At 71.4% G+C, this 23,448-nt stretch carries 23 protein-coding genes; 9 read left to right on the top strand and 14 right to left on the bottom strand.

The features are described 5' to 3' along the window. Positions 1–245 precede the first annotated feature (245 nt). A complete protein-coding gene (locus tag ACPPVO_RS34945) occupies positions 246–1,655 on the bottom strand; it encodes an IS1380 family transposase (RefSeq protein ID WP_426502814.1) in 1,410 nt (469 codons plus the stop codon). 195 nt (positions 1,656–1,850) lie between these two features. Between ACPPVO_RS34945 and ACPPVO_RS34940 the strand changes: the two genes are divergently transcribed. Next, entirely contained in the window at positions 1,851–2,285 is a 435-nt protein-coding gene (locus ACPPVO_RS34940) for a hypothetical protein (RefSeq protein WP_426502813.1), read from the top strand. Between the two features lie 331 nt (positions 2,286–2,616). Here the strand turns inward: ACPPVO_RS34940 and ACPPVO_RS34935 are convergent, their stop codons facing one another. The 3 genes from ACPPVO_RS34935 to ACPPVO_RS34925 all read right to left on the bottom strand — a co-directional run bounded on the left by ACPPVO_RS34935 (position 2,617) and on the right by ACPPVO_RS34925 (position 4,325). Beyond that, positions 2,617–2,994: a hypothetical protein gene (locus ACPPVO_RS34935; protein WP_426502812.1), complete on the bottom strand. Its 378-nt coding sequence runs from the start codon at positions 2,992–2,994 to the stop codon at positions 2,617–2,619. Between the two features lie 168 nt (positions 2,995–3,162). After that, positions 3,163–3,948 (bottom strand): transposase, encoded by a 786-nt coding sequence (locus ACPPVO_RS34930; protein ID WP_426502811.1) that lies wholly within the window; start codon positions 3,946–3,948, stop codon positions 3,163–3,165. Then, complete coding sequence (locus ACPPVO_RS34925; protein ID WP_426502810.1) at positions 3,939–4,325, bottom strand: IS110 family transposase; 387 nt, start codon at positions 4,323–4,325, stop codon at positions 3,939–3,941. Before ACPPVO_RS34925 ends, ACPPVO_RS34930 begins: the two co-directional genes overlap by 10 nt. A 386-nt stretch (positions 4,326–4,711) precedes the next feature. On the opposite strand from ACPPVO_RS34925, the gene ACPPVO_RS34920 reads away from it, so the two are divergent. Beyond that, on the top strand, positions 4,712–5,197 hold the full coding sequence (locus tag ACPPVO_RS34920; protein ID WP_426502809.1) for a hypothetical protein: 486 nt from the start codon (positions 4,712–4,714) through the stop codon (positions 5,195–5,197). Positions 5,198–5,596: 399 nt separating this feature from the next. On the opposite strand, the gene ACPPVO_RS34915 is transcribed toward ACPPVO_RS34920, so the two are convergent. From ACPPVO_RS34915 to ACPPVO_RS34900, 4 genes are all read right to left on the bottom strand, one after another. After that, the gene (locus tag ACPPVO_RS34915) at positions 5,597–6,397 is read right to left on the bottom strand and encodes a hypothetical protein (RefSeq protein WP_426502808.1); all 801 of its coding nucleotides are present in this window, start codon (positions 6,395–6,397) and stop codon (positions 5,597–5,599) included. After that, entirely contained in the window at positions 6,390–6,887 is a 498-nt protein-coding gene (locus tag ACPPVO_RS34910) for a sigma-70 family RNA polymerase sigma factor (protein ID WP_426502807.1), read from the bottom strand. The genes ACPPVO_RS34915 and ACPPVO_RS34910 overlap by 8 nt, the downstream gene beginning before the upstream one ends. Positions 6,888–7,194: 307 nt before the next feature. Beyond that, positions 7,195–7,617 carry a hypothetical protein gene (locus ACPPVO_RS34905; RefSeq protein ID WP_426502806.1) on the bottom strand — a complete coding sequence of 141 codons (423 nt, stop codon included), beginning with the start codon at positions 7,615–7,617 and terminating at the stop codon, positions 7,195–7,197. A gap of 543 nt (positions 7,618–8,160) precedes the next feature. Continuing rightward, entirely contained in the window at positions 8,161–8,925 is a 765-nt protein-coding gene (locus tag ACPPVO_RS34900) for a hypothetical protein (RefSeq protein ID WP_426502805.1), read from the bottom strand. Positions 8,926–8,995: 70 nt separating this feature from the next. Between ACPPVO_RS34900 and ACPPVO_RS34895 the strand changes: the two genes are divergently transcribed. Together ACPPVO_RS34895 and ACPPVO_RS34890 are read left to right on the top strand one after the other, a co-directional pair. Continuing rightward, the gene (locus ACPPVO_RS34895; RefSeq protein ID WP_426502804.1) at positions 8,996–9,931 is read left to right on the top strand and encodes a hypothetical protein; all 936 of its coding nucleotides are present in this window, start codon (positions 8,996–8,998) and stop codon (positions 9,929–9,931) included. Positions 9,932–9,941: 10 nt separating this feature from the next. Beyond that, a complete protein-coding gene (locus ACPPVO_RS34890; protein ID WP_426502803.1) occupies positions 9,942–11,111 on the top strand; it encodes a hypothetical protein in 1,170 nt (389 codons plus the stop codon). 127 nt (positions 11,112–11,238) lie between these two features. Here the strand turns inward: ACPPVO_RS34890 and ACPPVO_RS34885 are convergent, their stop codons facing one another. Then, the gene (locus ACPPVO_RS34885; RefSeq protein WP_426502802.1) at positions 11,239–11,385 is read right to left on the bottom strand and encodes a hypothetical protein; all 147 of its coding nucleotides are present in this window, start codon (positions 11,383–11,385) and stop codon (positions 11,239–11,241) included. 63 nt (positions 11,386–11,448) lie between these two features. After that, positions 11,449–11,901: an ArsR/SmtB family transcription factor gene (locus ACPPVO_RS34880; protein WP_426502801.1), complete on the bottom strand. Its 453-nt coding sequence runs from the start codon at positions 11,899–11,901 to the stop codon at positions 11,449–11,451. 223 nt (positions 11,902–12,124) lie between these two features. On the opposite strand from ACPPVO_RS34880, the gene ACPPVO_RS34875 reads away from it, so the two are divergent. After that, positions 12,125–12,826, top strand: coding sequence for a hypothetical protein (locus ACPPVO_RS34875; protein ID WP_426502800.1), 702 nt, complete (start codon positions 12,125–12,127; stop codon positions 12,824–12,826). 245 nt (positions 12,827–13,071) lie between these two features. On the opposite strand, the gene ACPPVO_RS34870 is transcribed toward ACPPVO_RS34875, so the two are convergent. From ACPPVO_RS34870 to ACPPVO_RS34860, 3 genes are all read right to left on the bottom strand, one after another. Beyond that, positions 13,072–13,623 (bottom strand): hypothetical protein, encoded by a 552-nt coding sequence (locus ACPPVO_RS34870; protein WP_426502799.1) that lies wholly within the window; start codon positions 13,621–13,623, stop codon positions 13,072–13,074. An 848-nt stretch (positions 13,624–14,471) separates the two neighbouring features. Further along, positions 14,472–15,671 carry a DUF2637 domain-containing protein gene (locus ACPPVO_RS34865; protein WP_426502798.1) on the bottom strand — a complete coding sequence of 400 codons (1,200 nt, stop codon included), beginning with the start codon at positions 15,669–15,671 and terminating at the stop codon, positions 14,472–14,474. Further along, on the bottom strand, positions 15,668–16,306 hold the full coding sequence (locus tag ACPPVO_RS34860) for an AfsR/SARP family transcriptional regulator (RefSeq protein WP_426514748.1): 639 nt from the start codon (positions 16,304–16,306) through the stop codon (positions 15,668–15,670). Before ACPPVO_RS34860 ends, ACPPVO_RS34865 begins: the two co-directional genes overlap by 4 nt. On the opposite strand from ACPPVO_RS34860, the gene ACPPVO_RS34855 reads away from it, so the two are divergent. The 3 genes from ACPPVO_RS34855 to ACPPVO_RS34845 all read left to right on the top strand — a co-directional run bounded on the left by ACPPVO_RS34855 (position 16,287) and on the right by ACPPVO_RS34845 (position 18,960). Further along, positions 16,287–16,907: a hypothetical protein gene (locus tag ACPPVO_RS34855; protein ID WP_426502797.1), complete on the top strand. Its 621-nt coding sequence runs from the start codon at positions 16,287–16,289 to the stop codon at positions 16,905–16,907. The genes ACPPVO_RS34860 and ACPPVO_RS34855 overlap by 20 nt on opposite strands. A 174-nt stretch (positions 16,908–17,081) precedes the next feature. Then, the gene (locus tag ACPPVO_RS34850) at positions 17,082–17,885 is read left to right on the top strand and encodes a hypothetical protein (protein WP_426502796.1); all 804 of its coding nucleotides are present in this window, start codon (positions 17,082–17,084) and stop codon (positions 17,883–17,885) included. A gap of 550 nt (positions 17,886–18,435) precedes the next feature. Further along, positions 18,436–18,960: a hypothetical protein gene (locus ACPPVO_RS34845; RefSeq protein WP_426502795.1), complete on the top strand. Its 525-nt coding sequence runs from the start codon at positions 18,436–18,438 to the stop codon at positions 18,958–18,960. 432 nt (positions 18,961–19,392) lie between these two features. Here the strand turns inward: ACPPVO_RS34845 and ACPPVO_RS34840 are convergent, their stop codons facing one another. Then, positions 19,393–21,531 (bottom strand): AfsR/SARP family transcriptional regulator, encoded by a 2,139-nt coding sequence (locus ACPPVO_RS34840; RefSeq protein ID WP_426502794.1) that lies wholly within the window; start codon positions 21,529–21,531, stop codon positions 19,393–19,395. Between the two features lie 1,016 nt (positions 21,532–22,547). On the opposite strand from ACPPVO_RS34840, the gene ACPPVO_RS34835 reads away from it, so the two are divergent. After that, complete coding sequence (locus ACPPVO_RS34835) at positions 22,548–23,387, top strand: hypothetical protein (protein WP_426502793.1); 840 nt, start codon at positions 22,548–22,550, stop codon at positions 23,385–23,387. Positions 23,388–23,448: the final 61 nt, after the last annotated feature.

Here is a 23,448-nt window from a genome sequence, read left to right as displayed (position 1 = left end):
TCGGTGTGGCTTGGGCACAGGCGATCAGCGTCGTCTTCGTGGGCCTGGTCGGGCTCTGGCTCGCCCACGACTACCGTCGGCAGGTCCGGGTCAAGCTAGCCTCGCTCTTTCGTTATCAGTCGATCATGGCGACTGGGAGCGGCTTTTTGATCTTTGCTCGGGTTGGTGGGCCGCGCGGGCGTGCCGAGGTTCCGGCGCGTTGGCCGGTTTCCTCCGTGCGATGTCGACGTGATCGGGTGCGGGTGTCAGCCGGTCGGGCGTGGTAGCTCGTTGAGTCGGGTGAACGCGGTGGTGAGATCTGTTGCCCAGGGCCAGGTTTCGGCGATTCGGAGCCGGGTTTGGCGGGCGGTGTGGGTGATTCTGGCGGCGACGTGCAGGAGTCGGTAGCGCAGGTTCTTCGGTTCGGCGGTCGCGAGGGCCCCGTTGAGGAGGAGCATCTGGGTCCAGGCGAGTAGGTCGATGCCGGTCAGGGCGAGTTGCAGCCAGGCTTGGTTGATCGCGAAGACGCGGGACGGGAACCGGCCGAAGCCAGTGTCCTTGCCGGTGCGGATGCGGTCTTCGACGCGGGCGTGGCCGCGGTGGCGCGCCTCGAGGTACTGCACTGACCCGTTGCCGGGTGGTGTGTCGGTGGCGAACACCTGATGGCGGAGGCCTTCGACGGTATCGAACAGGGAGAGTTGCGCGCCGGGGTGCGGTTCCTCGCGGCGGACGATGAACCGGGTGCCCGGCGGGTAGCCGTCGTCGGGGACGAGGCCGGTCAGTTCGCAGATGTCGGCGCCGTCGCGGGGTTCACCGTCGCCGTCGAGGGCCGGCACCCATTGCAGGTGCTGTTTGGCGGTGAGGATCGCCTGGCGGATCGGTTCGGTGATCGCGACGCCGACGGAGAAGCGGGCGTCGACGCCGGTGGCGCGCAGACCGCGGATGTGGGCGAGGAGCCCTTGAGTGCAGCCGGCGGAGTCCGATCGGATCAGGATCGGGGTGCCGTGCCGGTGGTGGTCGGGGATCTGGGTGAGGGCGTCGTCGAGGACGGTGATGTGATCGGCGGTCGTGTTCGACCCGGCCCGACCCTCGCGCAACAGTCCGGACAGCGCTTCGCGGGTGTTGTCAAGGAAGCAGAACAGCGGGTGGTAGCCGAAATTCTTCTTCCAGGTCGGGGTCGCTGCTTCCTTCTCCGAATGGCAGATCACGATGGAGGCGTCCAGGTCGAGGATCAGACCCGGGACGGGTAGGCCGGCGGCGGTGGTCTGCGGAAGGCCGCCGTGTGTGTCGATCCGTTGCGCCCACGCGATTTCGCGGGCCTGTGCTCGTGCGGTGGCGAACCGGAGCAGTACGTCACTGTCCATGCTGGACAGTAGTCGCCACGCGGTCGGATCGGACGCGACCGGCCCGAACAACGCCGCCTGATCCCGCAGCACGGCCAGGTCCGAGATCGCTTCCCCGCCGTCGGCGAGCGTCACCGCCAGATCGACCGCGATCCGGCCCGGGTCGTGGCCGCCACGACGCTGCCGCAACCCGGCGAGCGCATCACTGCACGCGCCGGTCAGACCGGTCACATCGGCGATGTCGGTGAGCAGGCGCGCACCGGCATGACCGACGACGCCACGACCGTCGGCACTCACCACAATTCTCGGACGCGTTCCGGTACGCTTCACCATGCAGGTGCCCTCCGGGCGGATGGATAAGGACCCTCGACAAGTCCTATCTTCCCAGCTCAGATGGCACCTGTTCTCTATCGACCCAGCATGTGGGCAGCCCTAAACGAATGACCCGGGCTAGCTGATCGGCAGGTAGAGGCGTACCAGCGGCTGTGGATCTTGACGGCGGTCGCGCATCCCGATCGAGTGGCTCCGTTGAGCCGTGACGAGCGAGGCGAGCTGTACGAAGCCATGATGCGGTGGTACTTCGCTGACGGAGACGGCATCTTCGCGTCGGCGGCGACGCGGGACCTGTTCGTGGCCGTCCGCACGAACCTGACCGGGCCGGTCGCCTCGCTACGGCCGACGGTGTTGGCAGCCGAACTCGCGTCCTTGCCCGACGACCGCGCGGAACGGCGGCGCGGCTGCCTTGCCATTCGCCAAGCCTCCCTGCTGCGGATGCAGCTTAAGGCCGACTTGTCGCTGCATTTCGGGTTCAGGTACTACAGCACGCTGCGCGCGGACGAGCGTGCGCTACTTCGCGAGTGCGGCATCCCGCCGTGGCGACGTCCGTGGCGGCGTGCACTGCGGGAACCGGCCCGACGAGGCGCACCGAACCCTTGCGTCTGTGGTCTGTGCGGCATCGCCTGACGTTCTCGAGCCCGTCAGCTTGCTGACGACAGCCGTCCCGACGCAAACCAGCGCGTCGTCGGGCGCTCGGAATGCAGCCGGGTATCGCCGGGCAACGAGTCATAATCACGTGTACTGATCTGCCGCGATCCGTTCGCTACGGAACGTAATGGCGAGTTGGCTTCATGGCTCGCGGACATGCCGAGAAGAGTGCGTATGGGCCGACGTCGGAGGCCATCGACTACAGCCCCTTTGCCGTACCTACCGAGTCAGACGCTGGACTCTCCACAAGCACGCCCCAACCTGCAACCTGCCCGGTGCCGTGGCAAGGCTGACGGTGCCGACCGGCGGGCTACGGGGCCTGGGACGGGACTCTCAGGATGTCGCCGAGGTCGTGACAACGGCGGCGCCACCAGGGCCACGCCTTGGGGGCGCAGGGGTTCGGCAGTGTCCGAGCCAGGAAGTCAGCATCGAGAGGCGCGACAACCCGGGCAAGGTCGCGGCCAGCCTGCCGACCCAGCGCGGTGATGGCCCGCTCGATGAGTTCCCGGTCATCCCAGAGGTCAAGGCCCGGCAGGTGCGGCTCCGGAAGATACAGTGGCCAACCGACCGTACCGAGGAAGGCCTCCCAACGCCGCAAGGCGTCCTCGACCGCCAGAGGCGGCAGGCCACGGCTCGCTTCGAAGCGGGTGATCTGGTGCCGGGTACCGGCTGACAGCGCGCGGCCCATGCCGCTTCTTTCCTAGATCCTGCGTAGAGCCACCATCGTAACCATGCCCTGTCAGAGCGGTCGATGGTCAACCGACTGGTGCCGAGCCGCATGCACCGAGCGGCCCGACCGCACTCTATTGCCGCAAGGCGCGCTTGATCACGTTCACGCTCATGGCACCCCTCTGTGTCAAGAGAAGGCCAGGGCCGGTGTTCTAGAGTGGGCTCTAGCGGGTCCGGGAAGTGGCTTGTCCGAAGTGCTGGCTGTCGGGATTGAGCCGGCCGCGCTGGATTGCAGAGTCGCTCCCGTTTGCCCTCCCGGGCCCGTCCGGATCCGTTTGGCGTCGTTGACCATCTGTTGATAGACCACATTGGACAGTCGGCGTTTGAGGCTGCGCATGGCTTCCATCGGGCTCTTGCCCGCGGCGAGTTTGCGTCGATAGTAGGCACGGCCTTCGGTGTCGTTGCGGAGCTGGACGATGGCCATGATGTGCAGGACCCGGTTGATGCGCCGGTTCCCGGCCCGCGACAGCCGGTGACGCCGATGGTCACCGGAGGACGCGTCGATGGGTGCGGTGCCGTTCCAGGACGCGAAATGGTCCCGGCTGGCGAACCGGTCGACGTCGCCGACGTCACCGAGGAGCCGAGCCGCGCCGGACGGACCGATGCCGTTGAGCTGCTGCAGCGTGCTGCCGGTCGAGGCAACCAACTCGGTCAGCTGCGCGTTGGCGGCCTTGATCTTCTTGTCGATCACGGCGACCTCAGTGATCAGTTCCGAGGCCAGCTGCCGGCGGGTGCGACCGACGATGTCACGCGGCCGGACCGTGCTGAGCAGGGCACGGGCCTGCGGCGCGGACAGGAACTGCTTCGCCCCGCCGGGCACGAGCTCGAGCAGCAGCTGGTGCAGCCGGTTGAGTGTTTCGGTCCGAGCCCGCCCCAGCGCGTCACGGCGATCGACAAGCAGCTTCAACGCCACCGTGGTGTCATCGACCGTGACCTGCCGCAACCCGGCCGCGCGTAGGCGGCGACCGCCACGCAGTGGGCGTCGGCGGGATCGGTCTTGCGGGACTGGTTGGTATCGAAGAGCCTGGCCCGCGCGGACAGTTTCGCGGGCACGTCCAGCACGGTCTCGCCGTCGGCGACCAAACGCTGAGCGATGTGCCGGCCGATGCCATTGCAGCCCTCGACCGCCCAGACCCGGTCTTTGTGCTGCCGGCCCAGCTTGAGCATCGCCTGGTAGCCGTCGCGGTCCGTGCCGAACCGGCCCTGCGCCACGACCTTCTCCCGGCCGTTGATGATCTCGATGGTCGCGGACCGCTTGTGCGGGTCCATGCCGATGATGACGCGTGCCATGCCGTCCCTCTCGATCCGACGATCCAGGTGTCGGCGAGGAGGGCAGCGCTACGTCGAGCAGGGCAGACCCCTCTGGAGCCTCTCCGCGCCACGGCGACCGGCAGGACGCACGCCATGAGTGAGCCACACCAAACCGCTGTGGGCAGCCGCGATGCGAGCGACCCCACCGGTCACCTCGACCAAGCCTGGCCGGGCTGCGGTCGTAGGTCTAGTCAATACGTAGCCGCGATCCGGGTTTGCCGCAGTGGGCGCGGTCGTCGACCGGAGCTCGTAACAGTCGGTCACCGGAACGGTGAGGACGGGGCTCCTGTCCTGCCAGTGACCGTGCGCCCACCTCTCGGCCCGGGCGCTTGGGTCCGGAGACGGTTGCCGCATAGGGTTCGGATGTGGCCACAGTCCCGCCGTACCTGACGCACTGGCAGTCGCATCCCGAGGATGATGCCCATTTCAGGTCGGCGCTCGCGGTCGCCCGGTTCGCGACGTCGTCCCCAGATCTGACCGATCAGCATCGGCTCCGCCTGCTCAACGACGCGATTTGGTATCGCACCGAGGCAGCCAGCAAGATCCGTCTCAGATTCCGGTCAGGCGGGATCCTGGCATTGGGTTTCCCCGCACCCGCTTCGTGGCGGAAGCTCGTTCGCCACGAACACGTTCAGATCCGAGCCTCGCTGATCGCGCGCATGTTGGCCGAGCCCGGCCATGTGCAGAACATCCTCGCCGAAGCCACGTCATGCCTCGTCACCGTCGATGAACACGTGCTGCTCACACAGCACGACAGCAGTTCTGCCGGCTGGGAGCGATACCGGCTCGCCGGCATCGATGTCTACGACTTCTCGCACGATCCGCCGAGACCACGGTCTCCACTCGAGTAGCCAGAACTCGCCACGTCTCAGATGCGTCTCGACGCCGTGATCGAGTGCACGGATCGGCTGCCGACCGAGCACTGCGACTTCCATCGATCGTCACGCTCGGTATGACGCTGTGGCTGGCCCTGACCGAGGTGCCCGTGTGTGCCCGCGTCAAACCGCCCGGCAACGGCCGCGAGCACGTCGAGCCTGGGGGCGCGTAGCTGCCCCTTGCCGAGGCGTGGGCGACCAGCCGTAGCTGTCAATGTTCACGGTCGTCTGCACGGCTGACCGAGGGCCTCTGCACGCGCGGTGGCCCGGGAGTTCACCGAACCGAGCGGGCCGGAGGTGCTCGGCGTTTCGGTAAGGGCCGACCCTTCAGGTACCTGACGCGGCTCGGGTTCACTGACGGCTGACCGGCGCTCCTCAGCAGGCCACAGCGGCGCATAGCCGTTGGAGTGCGCGGTGCGCCAGGGTGGTGGCGCGCGCGGTCTGCCCGCTGGCTTGGCTCGGGTTGATCAGGGCGATCCATACCAGGTAGTCGCCCTTGCGCACGACCGCGTAGTAGATCTCCCTGCCGTGCGCGGCCTGCGGTTGTACGACCGACAGGTCGGTGGAGTGCAGCAGCAGCGACTCGTCGCCGCCGAGGGTGCGGTCGACCACCTGGTAGTGACCGGCACACGAGCCGGCCACCAGTGCGTCGATCGCGACCATGGCGCGGTGGGCGCCGCCACCGGCGAAGCGCAGCACCGAGTCAGAGCCCTGGGATCCGTTCTGCTGCTGCCCCGCACCGGCACCCATGCCCGCCACTGGCTGGTCATCCCCGGGCAGGCCGTCCGGGCCGCAGCCGATGAACGGGTTGGGCACTGCCGGCGCCGCAAACACCCCGCCGGAGGCGGTGAACCCGCCGCCGAAGTCCGTGGCCGACAGCAGCGCGGAGGGCGGGATCACCGCAGCACCCAGCGACGGCGCGGCGGAGGTCGACGGATTTGGGGCCGGCGAGGTGGCAGTCGGTGTGAGGCTCGCCGCCGGTGCCGGGGCATGCCGCGTACCGGTGCGGGGCAGCACAAGTACGCCGGCCACGACGACGGCCACGGCCAGTGTCATGGCCGCGACCTGCGCGCGCCGGCGGCGGCTGCCGACGGCCCGGATCCGGTCGGGGTCTGGCCAGTCCAGTCTGGACACGTCGGCGTGCAGGTGCTGGGCGAACTGGTCGAAGTCAGGCACGGTCAACCTCCTCGAAGTGGCTGCCGAGGATGGCGGCCAGAGCGGTGCGGCCACGCGACAGACGAGCCTTGAGCGTGCCCACGGGTACACCGGTCTCGGCCGCGATCTGTACCACCGGAAGATCAAGTAGGTGGTGCAGCACGAGCGCCTGGCGCTGGGGCTCCGGTAGCTGCCGCAGCGCCGCCACGAGGGTCACGGTGTCCTCGCTCGGCGCGGGCGAGGAACGTGGGGCGCCCTGCTGGTACTGAGCGCGGCGGCGGCTGCGCAGGCTGCGCCAGCGGTGAGCCAGGACGCGCCAGCCCACGGTGCGGACCCACGCCTCCGGATCGGGCGAGCCGGCGAGGCTGGGCCAGCGTTGCCACGCCCGGGTGTACGCCTCCTGGGCGGCGTCCTGTGCCTCGGCCAGGTCGCCGCTGGCCGCGAAGAGGTACGCCACGAGCCGTGCCCGGGTGCCCTGGTAGAAATCGTCGAACCCCTGCGCGTCCCGCATCCCGCCTCCCGCGACAAAAACTGTCTGCCCCCATATGCCACGACGGCGGCCCCGGGTTGCACCACCGACACTCGCCCGTCCCGCACTGGTCGGCCCGTGATCATGAGCCGGTGTTGAGCAACGCCCGGCGTGAGGACGTTGGGGCGCTTTCTCGGTCGCGCGGCTGAGTCTTTGGCTGGTCCCACCTTGGGTTGCGGTTGGTGCACGCGCAACGACAACTTGACCATGTCCGGTTGGGGCACCTCCTAACACCACAGTCGATCGCCACGAACGTCTATGACGTCGGACTTCTGGGTTGAAGTGCGGGTTACACCGGCACGGTGGACACCACGGCGTTGTTCAGGCGGTCGGTGTAGACCCGGTACGCCTTGCGTGCCGCCGAGGTTGCCCCGTCGGCGCCCAGTTCGGCTGCGGCGGCAAGCAGTGCCTGGTGTACGTCGGGCAGCGCGGTGACGTGCAGGCTGTAGCCCTGGCCGCGGCGTACCGGGCGGCCCCGCCGCAGAGCGTGCCGCTCGGCCTCGCCGAGCTCGGGGAGGCCGTTGAGATGGTCGGCGATCTTGCCGGGGATCTCCACACGTACGGCCCGAGGTTTGTCCGCGGTGGCGACCGCGGGCTGGTGGGGTTGGTTGGGTAGCAGGTCGGCGACTGCGGTTCGGATAGCGACGCGGCTGACCTGGTGGTCGCGGGCGAGGGCGGCGATGCTGGCACCGTCGCGGAAGGCGTGGCGCACCTGGTCCAGGACGCCGAGTTGGGCCAGGCGGGGCCGCCGGCCGGACTTGGCGCCGTTGGCCCAGGCGGCGGCGAGGCCGTCACGGGTGAGTTCGTTCTGCAGGTCGCGTTGGAACTGCCCGACCGAGACCAGGACGTTGACCAGGGCACGGACTGGTCGACGAGCTTCCCGAACGCCTCAGCACCAGGTTCGACCTGATCCGACCCCATGGTGTCGACTACCAAGCCGGGTAGGGCATCACAGCGTCCTCATCTGCCCGCCACGGCTCCGCCAAGGTCACTCAGAACGGGACCGCAACGGCACCACAGCCGGTCCGACCAGCGTCAATCCCGGCAAGCCGCTGCGGCCCACCCGACTGAGGAGGAGGGCGCCCGTGTGAGGAGATTCCATCGACTCCAATGCCACGATCTTGGTTTCCTCATCTGCCGCAGGTCTCGCGCGGCCGCTGCTCGAAGATCGCCACGCTCCGTGACGGCGGCCGGGCGCGTGGAACCGCGACACGTGGCGCACGCTCGTACCGATGAGGGTGCGCATGGTCGGTGATCAGGCTCGGTGCTGGGCGAGTGTCTTGGTGAACGTCGCAACGCCTATGAATACGCCTGCGCCGATCCGGTCAACAAGTTCGACCTCGACGGACGGATCCCGCTGTGGCTGATTCAGCTGTGGTCCTTCGGCCTGAGTCTCGACGAGTTCTTCGCCGAGGCTGTCGTACTGCCCGGCTGGGCGCGGGCACTGGCCGGCCCGGCGGCGCCGCGGGCGCTCGAGATCTCCTGCAACGAGGTCCGAGCGGGCCTCCCGCGCCGCCGGGTCACACCGCCGGCGGCCCCGATGGCCGGCGGTCGTGTCCGTTCGCGATCGGGGTGCGCCGCAAGTCCGGTCGGCCGGGTCCGTCCGGAATGCCGTACCGGCTTCTCGCCGATCACATTCCGGCTGCTCCGGGCGGAGCATGCGGATTATGGCCAACGATCTCGATGCCGGCGCCTCGTACACCGTCGCCGACCTGATGCCCGCGCCCGCGCCTGCGCCGAGGCCGCCGTCGAGGCGGCCGTGGGTGATCGCCGTGGCCGCAGTCGCGGCGGTGGCCGTGCTGGCCGGCGTGGCCCGGTTGGCGTGGGCGGTGCGCCCGCCCGCGCACGCGACCCGCTCCCTGGGCCCGTCGAAGGCCGAAGCGGCGCGGGAGTGCAGGTCGGCGATGGGTACGGAGGCACGCGACCGGGCGGACGCGGCTTCCAGGTCCGGCGGCCGTTCGGCGACGGTCGTCCTCGGGGCGTCGAGTTGCAGGAGCCGCAGTGGGGCGTGACGCAGCACGCGTGGACGGGGCGATCCGGTTCAGCATCGTGTCGGTGCTCGGGACCGTGCCGGCGAGCGTGGACGTGCGGTGCACGGCGACGAGGTCGGCGTGCGGTCAACTGGTGGCCTCGGTCGTGAACCGGTGAACGGGAACGCGACCCTGTTGCGCCGGCCGTACCGCCGTCGCGTTTGGGCCACCGCGGCGGTGGCGCTGCTCGGCGCGGCGGTCACCTGTGGCGCCGCGCTGTACCTGGTCGGCCGGCGCGCCCGACCGGCACCCCCGGTCATGACCGGCGACGCGACACGGGTCCACCCGGAGACCGACCACCACGTGCTCGACCGGCGCGAGTTCAAGCGCCGTGTCTCCGAGATCTTCCCCGATACCCACCTGACGACGATCAGCGTCGTCCACGGCGTCGCGCTGGCGCTTCTGATCGGAAACTTCCTGGGCCTGACCCCCGGGTCCACCGAAGGCACGCACGCGCTCTGGCGCCGGATCCCGTATGCGGTGCCGTCGCTCGGCCTCATCATTACGATCTCGTTCGAGTACTACTATTTCGTCGCCGTCTACCGGTGGTCGCCCAAGTTCGTGGACGCCTGCATGCCCTACCTGCTCGGCATCTGCGAAATCGGCGCCATCTACTACCTGGACGACCCGCGGACCTGGTGGTGGTGGAATGTGGCGCTGGCCGTCGTGGGCGCGTTGGCGTTCCTCAATACCTGGATGAACTGCCACCGCCTCATGTTCCGCACCGACGAGATGTACGCCTTCGTCCGGCGCTACGTGGCCGGCGACATCGCCGCGGCGGTCGCACTGGGCCTGGTCAGCGCGGCGGTCGCCCTGGGTTACCGGCCCCACGCGAACGGCCACTTGTACAGCTGGTGGGATCTCGCGTCGATCGTGTTCATCGGTGGGCTGGCGTTCCTGTCGTGGCGCGCGCACCGCTTCATCCGGACGCTCCACGGGCGCCTGGGCGAGCGGCCCGGGGCCGCGCACGAGACCTCGACACGCGCCGGGCGGTAGGTTGGTGATCGTGTTCGAGGTCGACGCGGCGCAGTTCGCCACGCTGTTTCACCCGTGCGGCCGGGCCGTCGATACGCCCGGTCACCTGGTGGCGCTGGCCGAGGGCGATGCCGAGCGCCGGCGCGAGGCGCTGGGCCATCTGTTCGGCGCGGTCATCCACCAGGGCACGCCGCTCACCGCGACCGGCCCGGCCGCCGTCGTGGTGGCCGGGCTGATCGGCGATGCGCGGCTGGCCGGGGCCGCGAACGCGGAGCTGCGCGCCGCACTGCTTGGATTTCTGGCCGCGGTGGCCGAGGCCGGCCGGTCGTACACCGACGCCGAGCTCGACTCCTGGTATCCGGCGACCGATCTGGACGTGGACGCCGCGCTGGCCGAGGTGCTGGAGGGCGACGACGAGGAGTACTGGGACATCTATTCGGACGGGCCGCTGGCCGCGGCGGTCTTCCGGCGGGGCGTGCTGGGCTGCCGGGAGGCCACGCCGGTGCTGCTGGAAGCGGCCAACGCGGCCCTGGACGATCCGATGCCCAAGGTGCGTGCGGCGGCGGCGCACGCCGTCGGGGCCTGCGGCACGGGGGTGGCCGATCTGTGGCGGCTCGAGCGGTCGGCGGTGGGCGCCGGGCCGGACGAACGGGCCTCCGTGGCGCTGGCCATCGGCGCGCTCGCCGGGGCGCCCCGGGCCTACCTGCGCGACCCGCATCCGGGCGTGCGAGCCTGCGCGGCCCTGGCGCCGGCGCTGGCGGACGAGCCGGCCGCCCTCGACGAGCTCCTGGCCGCGCTGGCCGATCCCACCGCGCCCGAGCGCTGGTTCGCCGACCGGCCGCCCCACTTCCACCAGCACATCCGGTTCGCGCTCATCGCGGCGGCGACCGAGCGGGCCGGCGACCCCGAGCGGCTGGTGCCGGCGGCCGTAGCCGCCGTGGCCATCGACGGCGGGCGAATCACCGGCGAGGACGTCGTGCCGTTTCTCCGGGTGATCTTCGCCGACGCCGCCGAATGGGGCGAGGGAGTCGACTGGCGGCCCTTCACCGCGGCGCAGCGCCGGTACCTCGCGGCCCTGGTCAGCAACAACCGCCTCTGGGATGGGTGGCTGCGGGAGGCCTTCCAGGAGCTGGGGCTGCCCTATGACCGCGACCGCTGCCGTGAGCTGGCGCACCGGTCCCGGGAGGGGACGCTCTGGTAGTGCCGGATCCGGGTGGTCAGCCCCCGGCGGCGATGGTCGGCGGGGCCTGCTGGATCGGGTGCGGTGCCACGTCCTGGGACTCGACCGTCCACCGCGCCGACTCTCCCGCCAGGCGGATGGCCTTTGCCTACAGCCGGGCCGGGTCGATGCGGAAGGTGCCGTCGGCGGCGGGCCCGGGGTTCATGATGGCGGCGTCGACCGGCACGGAGAGGTACGCCTCCTCGGTCGTGGTGCGCTGCAGGCGGACGGAGATCGAGTAGCTCGGTCCAGTCATACCCGCCATTGTCCCAAGGGCGAAGTCCCGACGGGGCCACAGGCGCCGCCCGATCGCGGCGGGTCAGTCCGGGCCGAGCAGCGCGTCGCCGCGGGCGGTGCGGACGTAGAAGACCTGGCGACCCGCGCGCCAGCGGGTGACCAGGCCGGCGGTCGCGAGGCGGGCCAGGTGCGCCGAGACGCCGGCCGGGGCCGTGGCCGTGCGGCGGGCCAGCGACGTCGTCGTGGCCGGGGTTGCCAGCTCGGCCAGCAGGGTGGCGCGGGCCCGGCCGAGCACCGGGGCGAGGTCGGGCGCGGGCGCGCCGGTGTGCCACACCGCGCCCGCGCCACGGGCGGGGTACCGCAGCACCGGCGCCCAGGGCTCGGCCGCCTTGACGAAGACGTTCCGCCACGCGAACAGCGACGGCACCAGGACCAGGACCAGGCCGCCGAGGTCGTAGCCAAGGTCGAGGTCGGGCCGGTCCACCGACAGGACGTCGTCCGACCACGAGGTCGCGGGGTCGAGCTCGGGAAACATCCGGTGCGGGCCCGCGTCCGCAGGCGCCGGGCGCGGAACATCACGTCGCCCTCCAGGATCGTGCGTATCCGGTCCCAGTGCGTGGATAGTGCCCGGCCGGGCGAGGAGTTCACGCTCGTAGCCGATGTGCGAGCACCGATGACGGCAACGGTGAAGGGGACCAGATCATCTTGTGAATGCAGCGGCCGCCACCGGCTCGTCGATGCTGTGTCATCATGCTGCCGTGGCTGAGGAGCGGGCCGACCTATGCAACATGGTCGACGACATCATGCGGGCCTGCGAGGCGGACGAGTGCTGGTGGCCGGACCCCGACATGCGGCCTGCGCTGCACGGCCTGGCCACTGACGATCCGCAGTCCATCACGATGGGACTGTCGTATCTGTGGGCCTCGCTTGCCGAGTATCCCAACGTATTCGAGTCGGCGGTGCCGGCCGTCCTGTACGTGCTGGCGCTGCTGGACCGCAAGGCAGGTGGCGATACAGTGGTCCGGAGCCCAGACGGCAGACTCCGGCCGTTGCGAGGCCATCTGCTGACCTGGTTGTCCACCGTTGCGAACGCAGTCGGTGACGTCCGCGTCCGTGAGTTCGTCGAGCTGGCTGGGCATTCGCCGCTGGAGTACCCGAACTCGGCGTGGCGCGCTGTCCGGCAGCTCCGTTCCCAAATGTACGATGCCGCCACCGCGTTTCTGGACGACCCGGACCCCCTTGTTCGGCAGGAGGCGATCACTGCGGCTGTGGTGCTCGTACGAGTTCCGGAGCTGGCCGTCCACCGTGAGCACATCGCCGCCGCGGCGCGAGCGTTTCTGGACGCCTGCACGGACCCGGTGCGCAGGCGATGGGCGGATGAAGCATTCTGTGAGTTGAGCGCGACGTACGTCGCCGACGAGCCGGTACGGACGCAGCCGGAACTCGACCGGATGCACTAATATGCCGCCGTAGGTGCGCGGCGGTCTGTCATCACGCGGCTGGCTTCGTTCGCGAGATTGGGGCTCACGAACAAAGGCATCCACGCCAGACTCGCGGCCGACGGTCGCCCGCAGCCGCTGGACTTACCGCCGGAGCCGCTTGATCAAACGCACTCTGCCTTGACGCGTCTTGGCGTAGGTCGGCGCTGGTGACGCACGGTGAGACCTGGAGGTCCCTCCTGGCATAACGCGTCACGCCATGAGCTCTAGCTTGGTAACGCATCGAATGCTGCGGCATCGGCCTTGAGGAGGGCGCCCAGCGCGTAGGCCGCGTTCTCGGCGCTGGCGCCGAAGCCGTACAACTGGACGTAGACGTCGCCGGCGCCTGCGGCGGTCCAGCACGAGTACGAGTCGGGGTAGCCCTTGCGGGTGGCCTTGCTGCAGTACGCATCCACACCGTAGAACCGGCCTGATTGAGGCCGGAGTACAGTTCCGCGGTCGAGGTCGGATACGGTGTCGCTGCCGTCGGACTTGTGCTCGTGGGTGCAGGTCTTTCGATCTGCGAGGGCCAGTGCGGCCAGCGCCTCGCCTCGCCGGTACCCCGGGTTGCCGGTCGGATTCGGCGGGGCATCGGAGGCGGCGAGTACGACTGCAGTCTCACCGCCGCCCGCACCGTGCCCGTCGCCCCACTCCCGCTGGTGCATCGTGAGGTCACCAGGTGTCAGCTTCTTGCCGCCACAGCCGGTTATGGCCTGGTTCGAAGTCTCCTTGTCGTAGGTGAGCGTCCAGTTTGTCGGGGCGTCCCATGACGTGGGCACGAGCGCGCTGGTACGCAGTTCCGCGGGTGTCAGCGGCGACCGGGCCCCACTCGGGGACGCGGACGGCGACGGCGCGCCGGTGCTGGCCCCCGGAGTGGATGCCGCGACCGCGGGCGAGGACGTCGCGACCTCATGGTGCTGAGAGCTGCAGCTGCTCAGCACCATGACGCAGGTCCACGCTGCAACGGCACGCTTCACAAGGGTCTCCGGATGCTGGTCGCAGGACGACATAAGGTGACCCGCGGACGTTCAAGGACCAGACAATGGATCACCTCCGCCAGCCGAAGATGGTCGGGGGATCGCTGTCAGGGTCATTTGATCATAAGAACATGCGGTCGTCGATGAGGCCCCAACCAGCTGACACGAACACCGAGCGTAGATCATCAACGGCGCGCTCATCTGGCGCTGACGGTGCACGCCCTTGAAAGCCGTCGCGCTCCGTACCCGAAATACTCGGTTGAACGTGTCCCCCTGCTGGCAACCCCGCTGCGTTGCCTCCGCCTGTCGGCCTCTCTCGCCTGGCCTCGTGAATGGGCCCGAAATCACGAACACAAGAATTGGCAGTCGGCTGGTGGACCCACGCTCGCCGACACGCGGTCCCGAAGTCACTGACGAAGCCACGGGCGCCGATTGCGGAACGCTGCACGGCTGCACGCCCGGGTCGAACACCCCGATCCCCAGGCATACCGGAGAAGCCCCGCGACGAGCTGTCCTGGCGATTCGGCCGCACCGACCGCGATACCGAGACCGTAAAGGCACCGGCCTCGGCGTCCAAATTGTGCGGCCCTCGCCGACGGTGAGAACCTCATGCGGCGTGCCCAAGTCGAAGACCGGAGACCTGGGCTGGTTCACGAGGCGCGGAGTCGTTCGGCGAGATCGCTCGCCTCGTGCCCGCTGGCGGCCCGCGCCGACGCTGGCGGCCAGTACCTGCGCACCGTGCGCTCGGACCGGCCGATCCTGGCCGCGATGTCAGCGGGGTGCAGCGACGGGTCGCGGTCGTGCCAGTAGGCGACTGCCGCCGCCGTGTCGGACGGCACCACGGCGTCATCGTCGTCGCACCCGCCCCGGCCGTTGCGGCCGTCGGTGTCCGCGTCGACGTCGAGGCCGGGCTGGCCGTCGCCCGACCCGTCCGGCGACGGTGTCGGGGGCACCGGCTGGTCGCCGTCCGGGCTGGGCAAGACTGACGGCCGCTGCGGGATTCCGCCGGCGGTGGCGGTTCGGCCATCGACTCCAGGCGACGCGCTCCCAGCAGCCTCCAAGTCATCGATGGCCGGCAGCGCGCTGACCGAGCCCGGTCCGGGCGGCGCCGTCGCGGCCCCGTCGGACAGCGCCTGGCCGGGCTCGCCTGCGTGATGGTGGTGGCCGTCGGTGCGGCGTCCTGGAGGGTGCGCCGGTTCGTCCGGCGTCACCGCCGGGCCGCCGTGCGCCGCCGAGTCGAAGGCGACGGCGGCGGGCTGCGGCGCGGCGGGCGCTGGTGGGCTGGCCGTGGCGGCCTGCAGGCGTGAGGCCGCCACTGGGTCGGTGGCCGGCAGGTCGGCCGGTGGGGACGGCGCCGGCATGGTGACGGGTCGCGGCTGGCTGGCGGTGGTGCGGATGCGTCCGGCGATCTCGACGAGGCTGATGCTGGCCACGACGACGAGGCCGTCGACGGAGAGCGGCAGCAGATGGGAGGCGCCGGCGTCGGTCTCGCCGTAGCGGGCGGCGACGCCGGCCATGTGCCAGTAGGAGACCCAGGCGGCGATGCCGGCGATCACAGCGGCGGCCATCAACCGCAGGCTGGCCAGCCAGCGCCGGTCCGCCGGAACCCGGGAGATCAGTTCGACGGTCAACAGCAGCGCCAGCGGCGGCCAGGCGGCGATGATCTGGCTGATCAGGTTGGGCCGCGCGTGCAACACGTTCGCGGCGATCGATGCCGTGACACCCAGGGTGAGCACCGCCCGCACGGCCCACCGCAGACGGCGCAGGTACCTCGCGTCGGTGTCCGCGCCACCGGCCTCCTCGAGGTTCCGGCGGGTGAGGGCGACTACCGGGGTCGATGTCGCGGTCATGCGGCGGCTCCGTCACCGGGTCGGGGCGCCGGCCGCAGATCCGGTCGCCGGCCGGGGCGCTGTGCCTGGGCGACCAGCTCATCGGCCAGGGTGATGGTTTCGTCGCTGGGCTCGGCGTCGATGTCGCCCAGCGCGCGGGTCAGCGCGCGGCGCAGGCTTCGGATCGCGTCGAGGTGCCCGAGCGTGGCCCGGGCACGCATGGCCTGCTGGTACAGCTGCTCGGTGTACGGGTTGTCGCGGATCGCCGACTCCAGCACCGCGACCTGCTCGGCCGGTTTGTCGGCGAGGGCCTCGGCGAGGGCGAGGGAAGCGTCCAGGGCCTGCACGCGGACGGCTTCGCGGTACGGCTCGATCCACTCGTAGTCGGCGCCCTCGGCCAAGGGCCCGCCGTAGGTGTCCACGGCGCGGCGCAGCGCCGCGAGCCGTTCCCGCGGGTCGGTGGCCTGGTCGGCGTCGCGGATCGCGGTGCGCATCCGCCACAGGTCCACATCGACGGCGTCGGCGCTGAGCACGTACCGCTGACCGGGATGCGTGATGTAGGTGCCGCGGCCGCCGGTGTTGCGCATGACCGCGCGCAGGTTGGACACGTAGGTATACAGCCGGCGGGGCGCCTTCTTGGACGGGGCGTCGGGCATCACATCGTCGAGGATCGCCTCGGCGGACGCGTCGCCATCGTGCACGGCCAGATACACCAGCACCTCGGACGGACTTCTTACGCAGTGTCGGGCCGGGCGGCACGTCGACGATTCCTGCCGGGCCGAGCACCGTCACCTCCACCCGGCCCGGACCCGTGTCGGCGTCGTCGGCGGCGGCGTCCGACTCCTCCACCGAATCGTCGTCGGGCGCATCGCTGTCCTCGCCCTGCACGTCGTTGCCGACATCCGCGGCGGGACGCGTGGTCGGCTGCGCCTCGACGACCGCGTCGGCCTCCACGCTGCCGGCGCGGTCCGGCGCGACGGCTTGAGTCGGGACAACCGGGCCAGCGGCGCCATCGGTCGCCGCGTCTGGTACGGCATTGCCATCGATGCGCTCGTCGGCGCTCCCCGAGACGGTGGACTGGTCACCGTGCGGATGTTCGGGATTCGCGACCGGTACAGCTACGGGATCGGCCGGATTCGGGCCGCTTGCCGCCTGCTCGGGCGTGCCGTCGCCCTCCGGTCCGGCTGTCTGTGGTGGGGTGGACAGCTGCGCGGCGGGCTCGACGGGAGCGGGCGCCTGCGGCTGGCCGGTGTGTGACTCGGCGAGGGTGGTCAGCAGGTCGCTGGTCTCGGCCGGGGTGAGGGTGGCCAGCCGGCCGACGTCCGCGGGGTGGTTGCCGTGCCGGGCGCCCTCCCCGCTGGCTGGGCTGGTGGTGCCGTCCGCGGCGACGACGACGGTGTCGCCGTCGGGCCAGGCGCCGAGCAGCACCCCGTGGATGTCGAGGCGCTGGCCCTGGGCCAGCAGCGCGGCGATGCGGGTGCGCTGGTGGTGGCCGGTCGTGTCGGCCAGCAGCAGGATCGGCGGCAACGGTTCGTCGGTCGGATCGGCGGCGCGCAGGTCGGCCACGGTGTCGGCCTCGTGGGCGTAGACGATGCGGCTGCGGTGCAGCGTCTGCGTCTCGAGCAGGTCGAGGGCGTCGTCGAGCCCGGCCGTGACGGTCAGCCGCGGTGTGTGCGGCAGCGCGGCAGTGTCCGCGCCGAGCAGCGTCGTCGCGGTCGCTGCGGGCATCACCACCCAGCTGCGCTGGTCCGGCTCGTCCAGGCCCCCGGCGGCGAGCCCGGCGGCGAGGAACCCCCGGGCGGCGGCCTCGGCGCCGGCGCCGGTCAAGCCGAGCCCCGCGGGCGGCCAGACCGCCGTGAGCGGGTGCGCCAGGGACGGCACCGCCGGCCGCGCTGTGCTGGGTGCCTGGCCGTCTCCGGTCGCGTCCGGGCCGGTGCGCGACGGCCGCGGCTCCGTTCCGGCCGGGTCGCCTCCGGCAGTGTCGGGCGGTGGGTCGCCGGCGGCCAGGTCGAGGTCGGGTGCCGGCTCGGGATCAGCGATGTCGTCGTCGTGGGCCAGCCGGTCCTCCTGGTCGGGGGTGTCGTCCGCGTCGGTCAACCGCCCGATCTGCACGGCGTCTCCAGCCGGATGCAGGCCGTCGGTGTCGTGTGCGCCGCCGCGCAGCCGGCGGCGGATCTGCCGGACCACCGGCGGCATCACCGCCACGTCCGGGTCGCCGAGCCGCAGGTCCGGTGAGGGCGGCCGGCGGGTGTAGCGGCGCCGCCGGTGGGCCCAGACCAGTGCGGCCGCGGCCGCGATCGCGGTGGCCAGTCCCAGGTCCAGCCAGCTGCCGCCGGGCAGCGTGATCCCGTGCGGCTGGGCCGGTGCCGGGCCGGGTGGAGGCGCCGGGTTAGTGGCCGGCCGTGACGGGACGGCGGAGCTGGCCGATGAGGGGCCAACGGCAGCGGGCGGGCCGGTGGCCGGTGCGGTGGTACCGCTGGGCGCTGCCGCGGACGCGGTGACCGCCGGTGCGGGGGTGGCCGTCGAGGCCGGCGGGGATGGCGTGGGCGCGGTGGTCTGCCCGGCGCCTGGCTCGGTCTGCGTGCCAGGGTCCTGCTGCCCTGGGTCGCCGGGCTGCGCGCCGGGCGGCGGGGTCGCGTCGTCGGGCAGGATCAGCACCCAGGCCGGTTCGATGTGGTTGCCGCCGCGCATCCGGCCGTGCTGGTCGTAGCGGTCGGCGTTGCGGTGGTAGATCTCGGGCCAGCGGCTCGGGTTGCCCAGGTAGTGCCCGGCGATACCCCACAGGGTGTCGCCGCGGCGGACCGTCACGGTCAGCGGCGCCCGGACCGCCCCGCCGGTGGGGGCGCTGGCCGTCAGCAGTCCCGACGCGGGCACCACGGTCGCGGGTGGCACCGCCACCGTCTGCGGTGCCGTCTCCATGGCTGGGGTGTGGACCGCGGCGGCGGGTGCCGTGGCCGCGGCATGGCCGGTACCCGGTGTGGCGGCGGTGATCAGGACGCCGGCCAGGGCGGTCACCGCCGCGTGCAGCCGAGCCGGCAGCAGCCGTGGCACACCGCGGCGGGCCGCGGCGACGACGTCGGACACCGTCGCGGCGACCAGCCACACCCACACACTCCAGCCACCGGCCACCCCGAGCGCGGCGAACAGCGGCCAACCCATCGGCTGCGCTACCACGGCCGCCGGATCGAACCCGGCCAGCAGCGGCCGCTGGATGAGCAACAGCCCGACCGGCAGCCCCGCCACCCCGATCAGCAGCACCACCGCCCCCGCCGCCGCGCCCGCGGCCGCCCGTGCCCGCGCCAGCCGGTAGCGGCGCCAGACATCCCTGCTGCGCGCCGCCCGGCGCTGGCCGTCACCGCCGTCTGCATGATTCCCACCCGGCCCTTCATCCGTCGACACCGCGACGCTAAAGCCGGGCGGGCGGCGTCGACCCCGACAGCGCCGTCACAGCGGATCACAGCCGGTAACACCGGAAAACACCCCTGGTCAGGGGGCAGGGCCCGCACCGTCGGCGACTCGCCGGGCGCCGCAGCCGTCGAACAACACTTGCCGGTCCGCCGCCCCACCCCGGTCGCCGGCGGCCTATCGGCCCCGGTGGGCTGCCATGCGGGTGCCGTTCGGAAGTGACCGACCTGTCCGCTGATGGGATGCCGACGGTGCCGGTGGCCGCAGTCCAGGTGTGTGGTTCCACAAGCCGCCCGTTCCAGCGATCGAGGAACCGCCCGGCCCGGTCTCGTGGTGCTTACCGTGGCGGCGTCGGCGGCCACTGGTCGGCAGTCGGCCTGGGCGCTCGGGTGGGCGAGTTCGGCGCCGCAGCCGGCGGGGCGATCCAGGCGGGTGCGGGTGGCCGGTCGGTGTTGGCGCGGTACTCGGCCAACGTCGCGGTGGTGCGGCGCAACCCGTCGATGTCGCCGACGTCGGCGTGGCGTTGCAGGATCCGCTGGTAGACCGCTTCGTTGCCCGGTGCCAGGCGCAGCGCCCGGCGCAGCAGGTGCAGCGCGGTGGTGTGGTCGGGTTCGGTGTCGGCGAGTTCGACGATGATGTCGAGCAGATGCCGTGCCAGGCGTTCCCGGTCGGCCAGCAGCCACGGCTGGTCCCAGTTCGCGGCGAGTTCACCACCGTCCAGGCCGGCCGCCGCCCGCAGCAGCGCCCGGCGGCTGCCCGCGTCGGGGCTGGTCACGGCGGTGGTGAGCAGGTCCTGGAGGTGCCAGATGTCGACCTGGGCGGCGGCCGGGTCAAGCCAGTACCGGCGCCGGGCGACACCGGCGGCGTCGTCGTGGCGCAGCACCGGCCGGCCGGCGGCCGCCTGCAGGGTCCGCCCGAGCTCGGACATGGTGGTGAGGAAACTGCGGTGAGCGGCGGCCGAGGGCACCTCCGGCCAGATCGCCTCCCTCAGCACGTCCGCGCCGGCCCCGTCGCGATACAACGCAAGCAGCACCAGGATCTGCCGGCCGGCGGTGCGGCGAATCCTGACCGGGCTGTGTTCGCCGTCCGGATGGGGACGCAGCACCTGCGGTTCGCCCAGCACCCTGACCAGCAGCCGTCGCGTATCCGCGGTCTCGGCCGGCGGCGGGTCAGGCCAGACGTCAGCGACGCCGACCGTGCCGGTGGCATCCCGGCGGGCGGGGCCGCCGGCGGGCGCGGTCGCGGCGCTGGCCGAGGCGGGCGGCAGGATACCGAGGCTGGTCAGCAGGGTCATGGTCGCGGCCTGATCGAGCATCGGCAGGCGCCCGACCCGCGGTACGGCGCCGGCGGCGGCACGTGTCGTGCCGTCCTCGCCGACATGCCAGCTGCTGCCCTGGCCGGTTGCCGTGAGCTGGATCGTGCGTCCAGGATGCCGGGCCGTCGCAGGATCGGCCAATCCACCGGACGTAGCCCCCGGCACCGCGGCGGCTGCCGGGGCGGCTGAATCCGGCGCCACCGTGAACAGCACCGTGTCCGCATCGGCGTCGGCATCGGCATCGGCGCGGGGGGTGTGGTCGGTGGGCGGCACGTCGATCGGGATGTGGGCGGCCCCGAGGACTGCGGCGGCGAACTGCGGGGTGCAGGCGATGCCGGGCCGAAGGTCCGGCGGCTGGACCGTCAGGGCGAGGAGCAGGCCGCGTGCGGCGTCGTAGCGGCCCGGGCCCTCCAGCGCCAGCACGCCGCGCGGCAGCCATGCATCGGCCACGCTGCGCGGACCTGGGCCGGCGCCCGCGGCATGCGGCGCGAAGTCGTCGCCGGACCACGGGTGCGTGACCGCAGCCTCGTCGGTCGCCGGTTCCTGGTCGGCGGCTGCCTGCACGGCGCTGAGCAGCCGCAACCCGGCCGCGGACGTGACGGGCAGGTCAGGGTCGTGGCGCTGCCAGCCGGCTGGCCGGCGCGGCCTGTACCGGCGTCGCCGGTGCACCCAGCCGGCGGTCGCCGCCGCCGCGAGCGCCGCGGCAAGGGGCCACGGCAGCCAGCCCCCCGGCACCCGCACACCGACGTCAGCCCAGACGACACGGCCGGACTGCGTGCCATCGCCGGCCGGTGCCGGCGTCGACGCGACACCGGCCGTGGCCACGGAACCGGCGGAGGCCGCAGCCGGCATGGCCGCCGTCCCGCCACGCGCGGCCTGCACCGCGAGCACCACCCCGCCGACGGCAGCGGTCACCGCCGTGTGCAACGGCACCGGCAGCCGCACCACCCGGCCCGGTCCGGCCCGCAGCGCCGCGACCACATCCGCCACCACCGCCCGGACCGCGGCCAGCCACACGAGCCACCCCGCACCGACCAGCGCCGCAAGGGCTCCCGGCGCGGACATCGGCTCCGCGACCAGCCCACGCCAATCCCAGTCGACCGCCCGCACCACCATCACCAGCAGCGCCGGCAGTACCGCCAACGTGACCAGCAACACCACACCGGCCATCAACCCCGGTCATCAGCCGCCCCACGGTCCTCACCGCGACCCGACCCCGTTCCTGGCTCTGGCGCCGCCGCGCGGCGCGACCCACCGGTCGTGGCCCCCGGGTCCGGACCTGGCCCGTGTGGCGAGATGGCGTTGCGCGCCGAAGGCAGCGGTCGCCGGCGCAGCAGCACAGACCCGGCCGCCCGCAGCGCCGAACACGCCGCCCCGGCCAACGCGACCCCGACCCCGACCGAGCCGGCGATCCGCCACGACGGCACACCAGCGGCCGACACAGCCGCTGACCCGCCGACCAGCACGCGCGGCCGCGGCCTCCGGATCGCCATCAGCACCACCACGACCCCGACCAGCGCTCCGCCCAGCATCCCGACCGGACCGATGATCGTGGCCCGTCCGCCCACCGGCCGTTAGCACAGCCGGCCCGAGCCTCACAGCCGCGCAACCCGACCGCGGGCCAACCCGCAGTGATCGACACATGTACATTCTGCACTGCCGCAATACCGGCAGACAGCCTCAAGGGAGTATTCCCGATGACGGCCTACGCCGTGCGGCTCGGTCCGTGAGAACTGGCCCGGATGCGCGTGACCTCCGGGCCCATGCGCGTCACTTCCCCTTGATCGTTATCAGTGAGTTTGGGACCCGCCTTGCAGGAGGCCGCAGCGCTGGACGCGGTTCGGGCGGCGGATCGAACGTTGCTCTACCGTAGCTACGTTGGGTAGCGGAAGCTCGTGAAAGAACGGCTACCGGATCTGCCGATGAGCGGACGCCGGCATGGACGATCGTTCATGTCATCGTTCGGCGACGTTGCGTATTCTGTCGATGTATCCAGGCGCCGGTCCGTGGCATGGGTGTGCGACCGCTGGGTTCGGTCGGTGCGGTTGTCGATGACAAGGAGATTGGACAGCCGATACGGCTGGCGCAAAGGCGGCAATCGGGCGCTGGCGCGGCGGTTGGAGCAGCCCGTGCAGCGGTGGGATTTCGGTGGTAGCCGGCGCGATCTCGGAGGTTGAATGCGGACACTCGGCTGGTGGACCGGCATTTTCGTCACGATCTTGGGCGCCGCCGGGTTCGCCGTTGCAGTCTCGTCCAAACACAGGTCCGAAGCGTTGTGGCCGGTCTGGGCCACGCTCGCAGTCGGCCTGTGCATCGCCGCGGGCTTGGTCGCCGCTCACGGGCTGAGGTCATGGCATGACCTGTCACGGGAGCAGCCGCTGCCATGGCGCACGACGGTGCTGCCGACCGCAGCGATGGGCATCGGCGTGCTGCTGGTGCTCGCGGCCGGCGAACTGTTCGCCGAACACCCCGGCAGCGGGTGGCGCGGGGACGTACTCGTCGTACTCGCGCTTACCGGCGGCTCGTTCGCCGGGGCGGCGATGTTCGGTGTCAGAACGGCGGCAGCGACGCGCGCGGTTCCCAGTGGCGAGGACATAGTTGGCTTCGAAGCTGACATCCTGCAGCTGATCGCGCTGCGGCGCCTTCTGCAGCGCCTGTCTTCCGGGCTCGGTTCGCTCGTGGCACTGTCCACGCTGGCGCTTGGCGCCGGCGTTCTGCTGAGCAAGAACCTGCCGCGTGAACTCGTCGTCACCTTCGGCGCTGGCGGCTCTGCTCTTGTGGGTCTCTTCTATGCTCCTGCGGCCGCAGCAATCCGCGGACGGGGAGAGCGTCTCGCCAATCTGATCTTCGCCATCACGAAACCAGACGACGTCGCCGAGCTGATCGACCAGATCGAACGGCGCTCGAAACTGGAGCAACTGATGGGCCTGGATCGAACATTGCTTGGCGATCTGCAGTCAGCAATCCCTATTCTCGGGCCGCTCATCGCCGCCGCCGCGATCTTCCTGCCCAAGTGATGCGTCAAGAGGTGACACATCTGGCGCCGAGGGTGCTTGATCACGTTTCCGCACATCAGCG

The organism is Dactylosporangium sp. McL0621, assembly GCF_049995355.1.
GTDB lineage: Bacteria > Actinomycetota > Actinomycetes > Mycobacteriales > Micromonosporaceae > Dactylosporangium.
Note: the sequence above shows the minus strand (reverse complement) of the source record. Positions and strands in the feature narration are given on the sequence as shown.

Coding starts and splice junctions, on each gene's coding strand:
- ACPPVO_RS34945 (WP_426502814.1), bottom strand. CDS start 1,655: ATGGTGAAGCGTACCGGAACGCGTCCGAGAATTGTGGTGAGTGCCGAC.
- ACPPVO_RS34935 (WP_426502812.1), bottom strand. CDS start 2,994: ATGGGCCGCGCGCTGTCAGCCGGTACCCGGCACCAGATCACCCGCTTC.
- ACPPVO_RS34925 (WP_426502810.1), bottom strand. CDS start 4,325: ATGGCACGCGTCATCATCGGCATGGACCCGCACAAGCGGTCCGCGACC.
- ACPPVO_RS34910 (WP_426502807.1), bottom strand. CDS start 6,887: ATGCGGGACGCGCAGGGGTTCGACGATTTCTACCAGGGCACCCGGGCA.
- ACPPVO_RS34885 (WP_426502802.1), bottom strand. CDS start 11,385: ATGACTGGACCGAGCTACTCGATCTCCGTCCGCCTGCAGCGCACCACG.
- ACPPVO_RS34880 (WP_426502801.1), bottom strand. CDS start 11,901: ATGTTTCCCGAGCTCGACCCCGCGACCTCGTGGTCGGACGACGTCCTG.
- ACPPVO_RS34865 (WP_426502798.1), bottom strand. CDS start 15,671: ATGACCGCGACATCGACCCCGGTAGTCGCCCTCACCCGCCGGAACCTC.
- ACPPVO_RS34860 (WP_426514748.1), bottom strand. CDS start 16,306: ATGCCCGACGCCCCGTCCAAGAAGGCGCCCCGCCGGCTGTATACCTAC.
- ACPPVO_RS34835 (WP_426502793.1), top strand. CDS start 22,548: ATGCGGACACTCGGCTGGTGGACCGGCATTTTCGTCACGATCTTGGGC.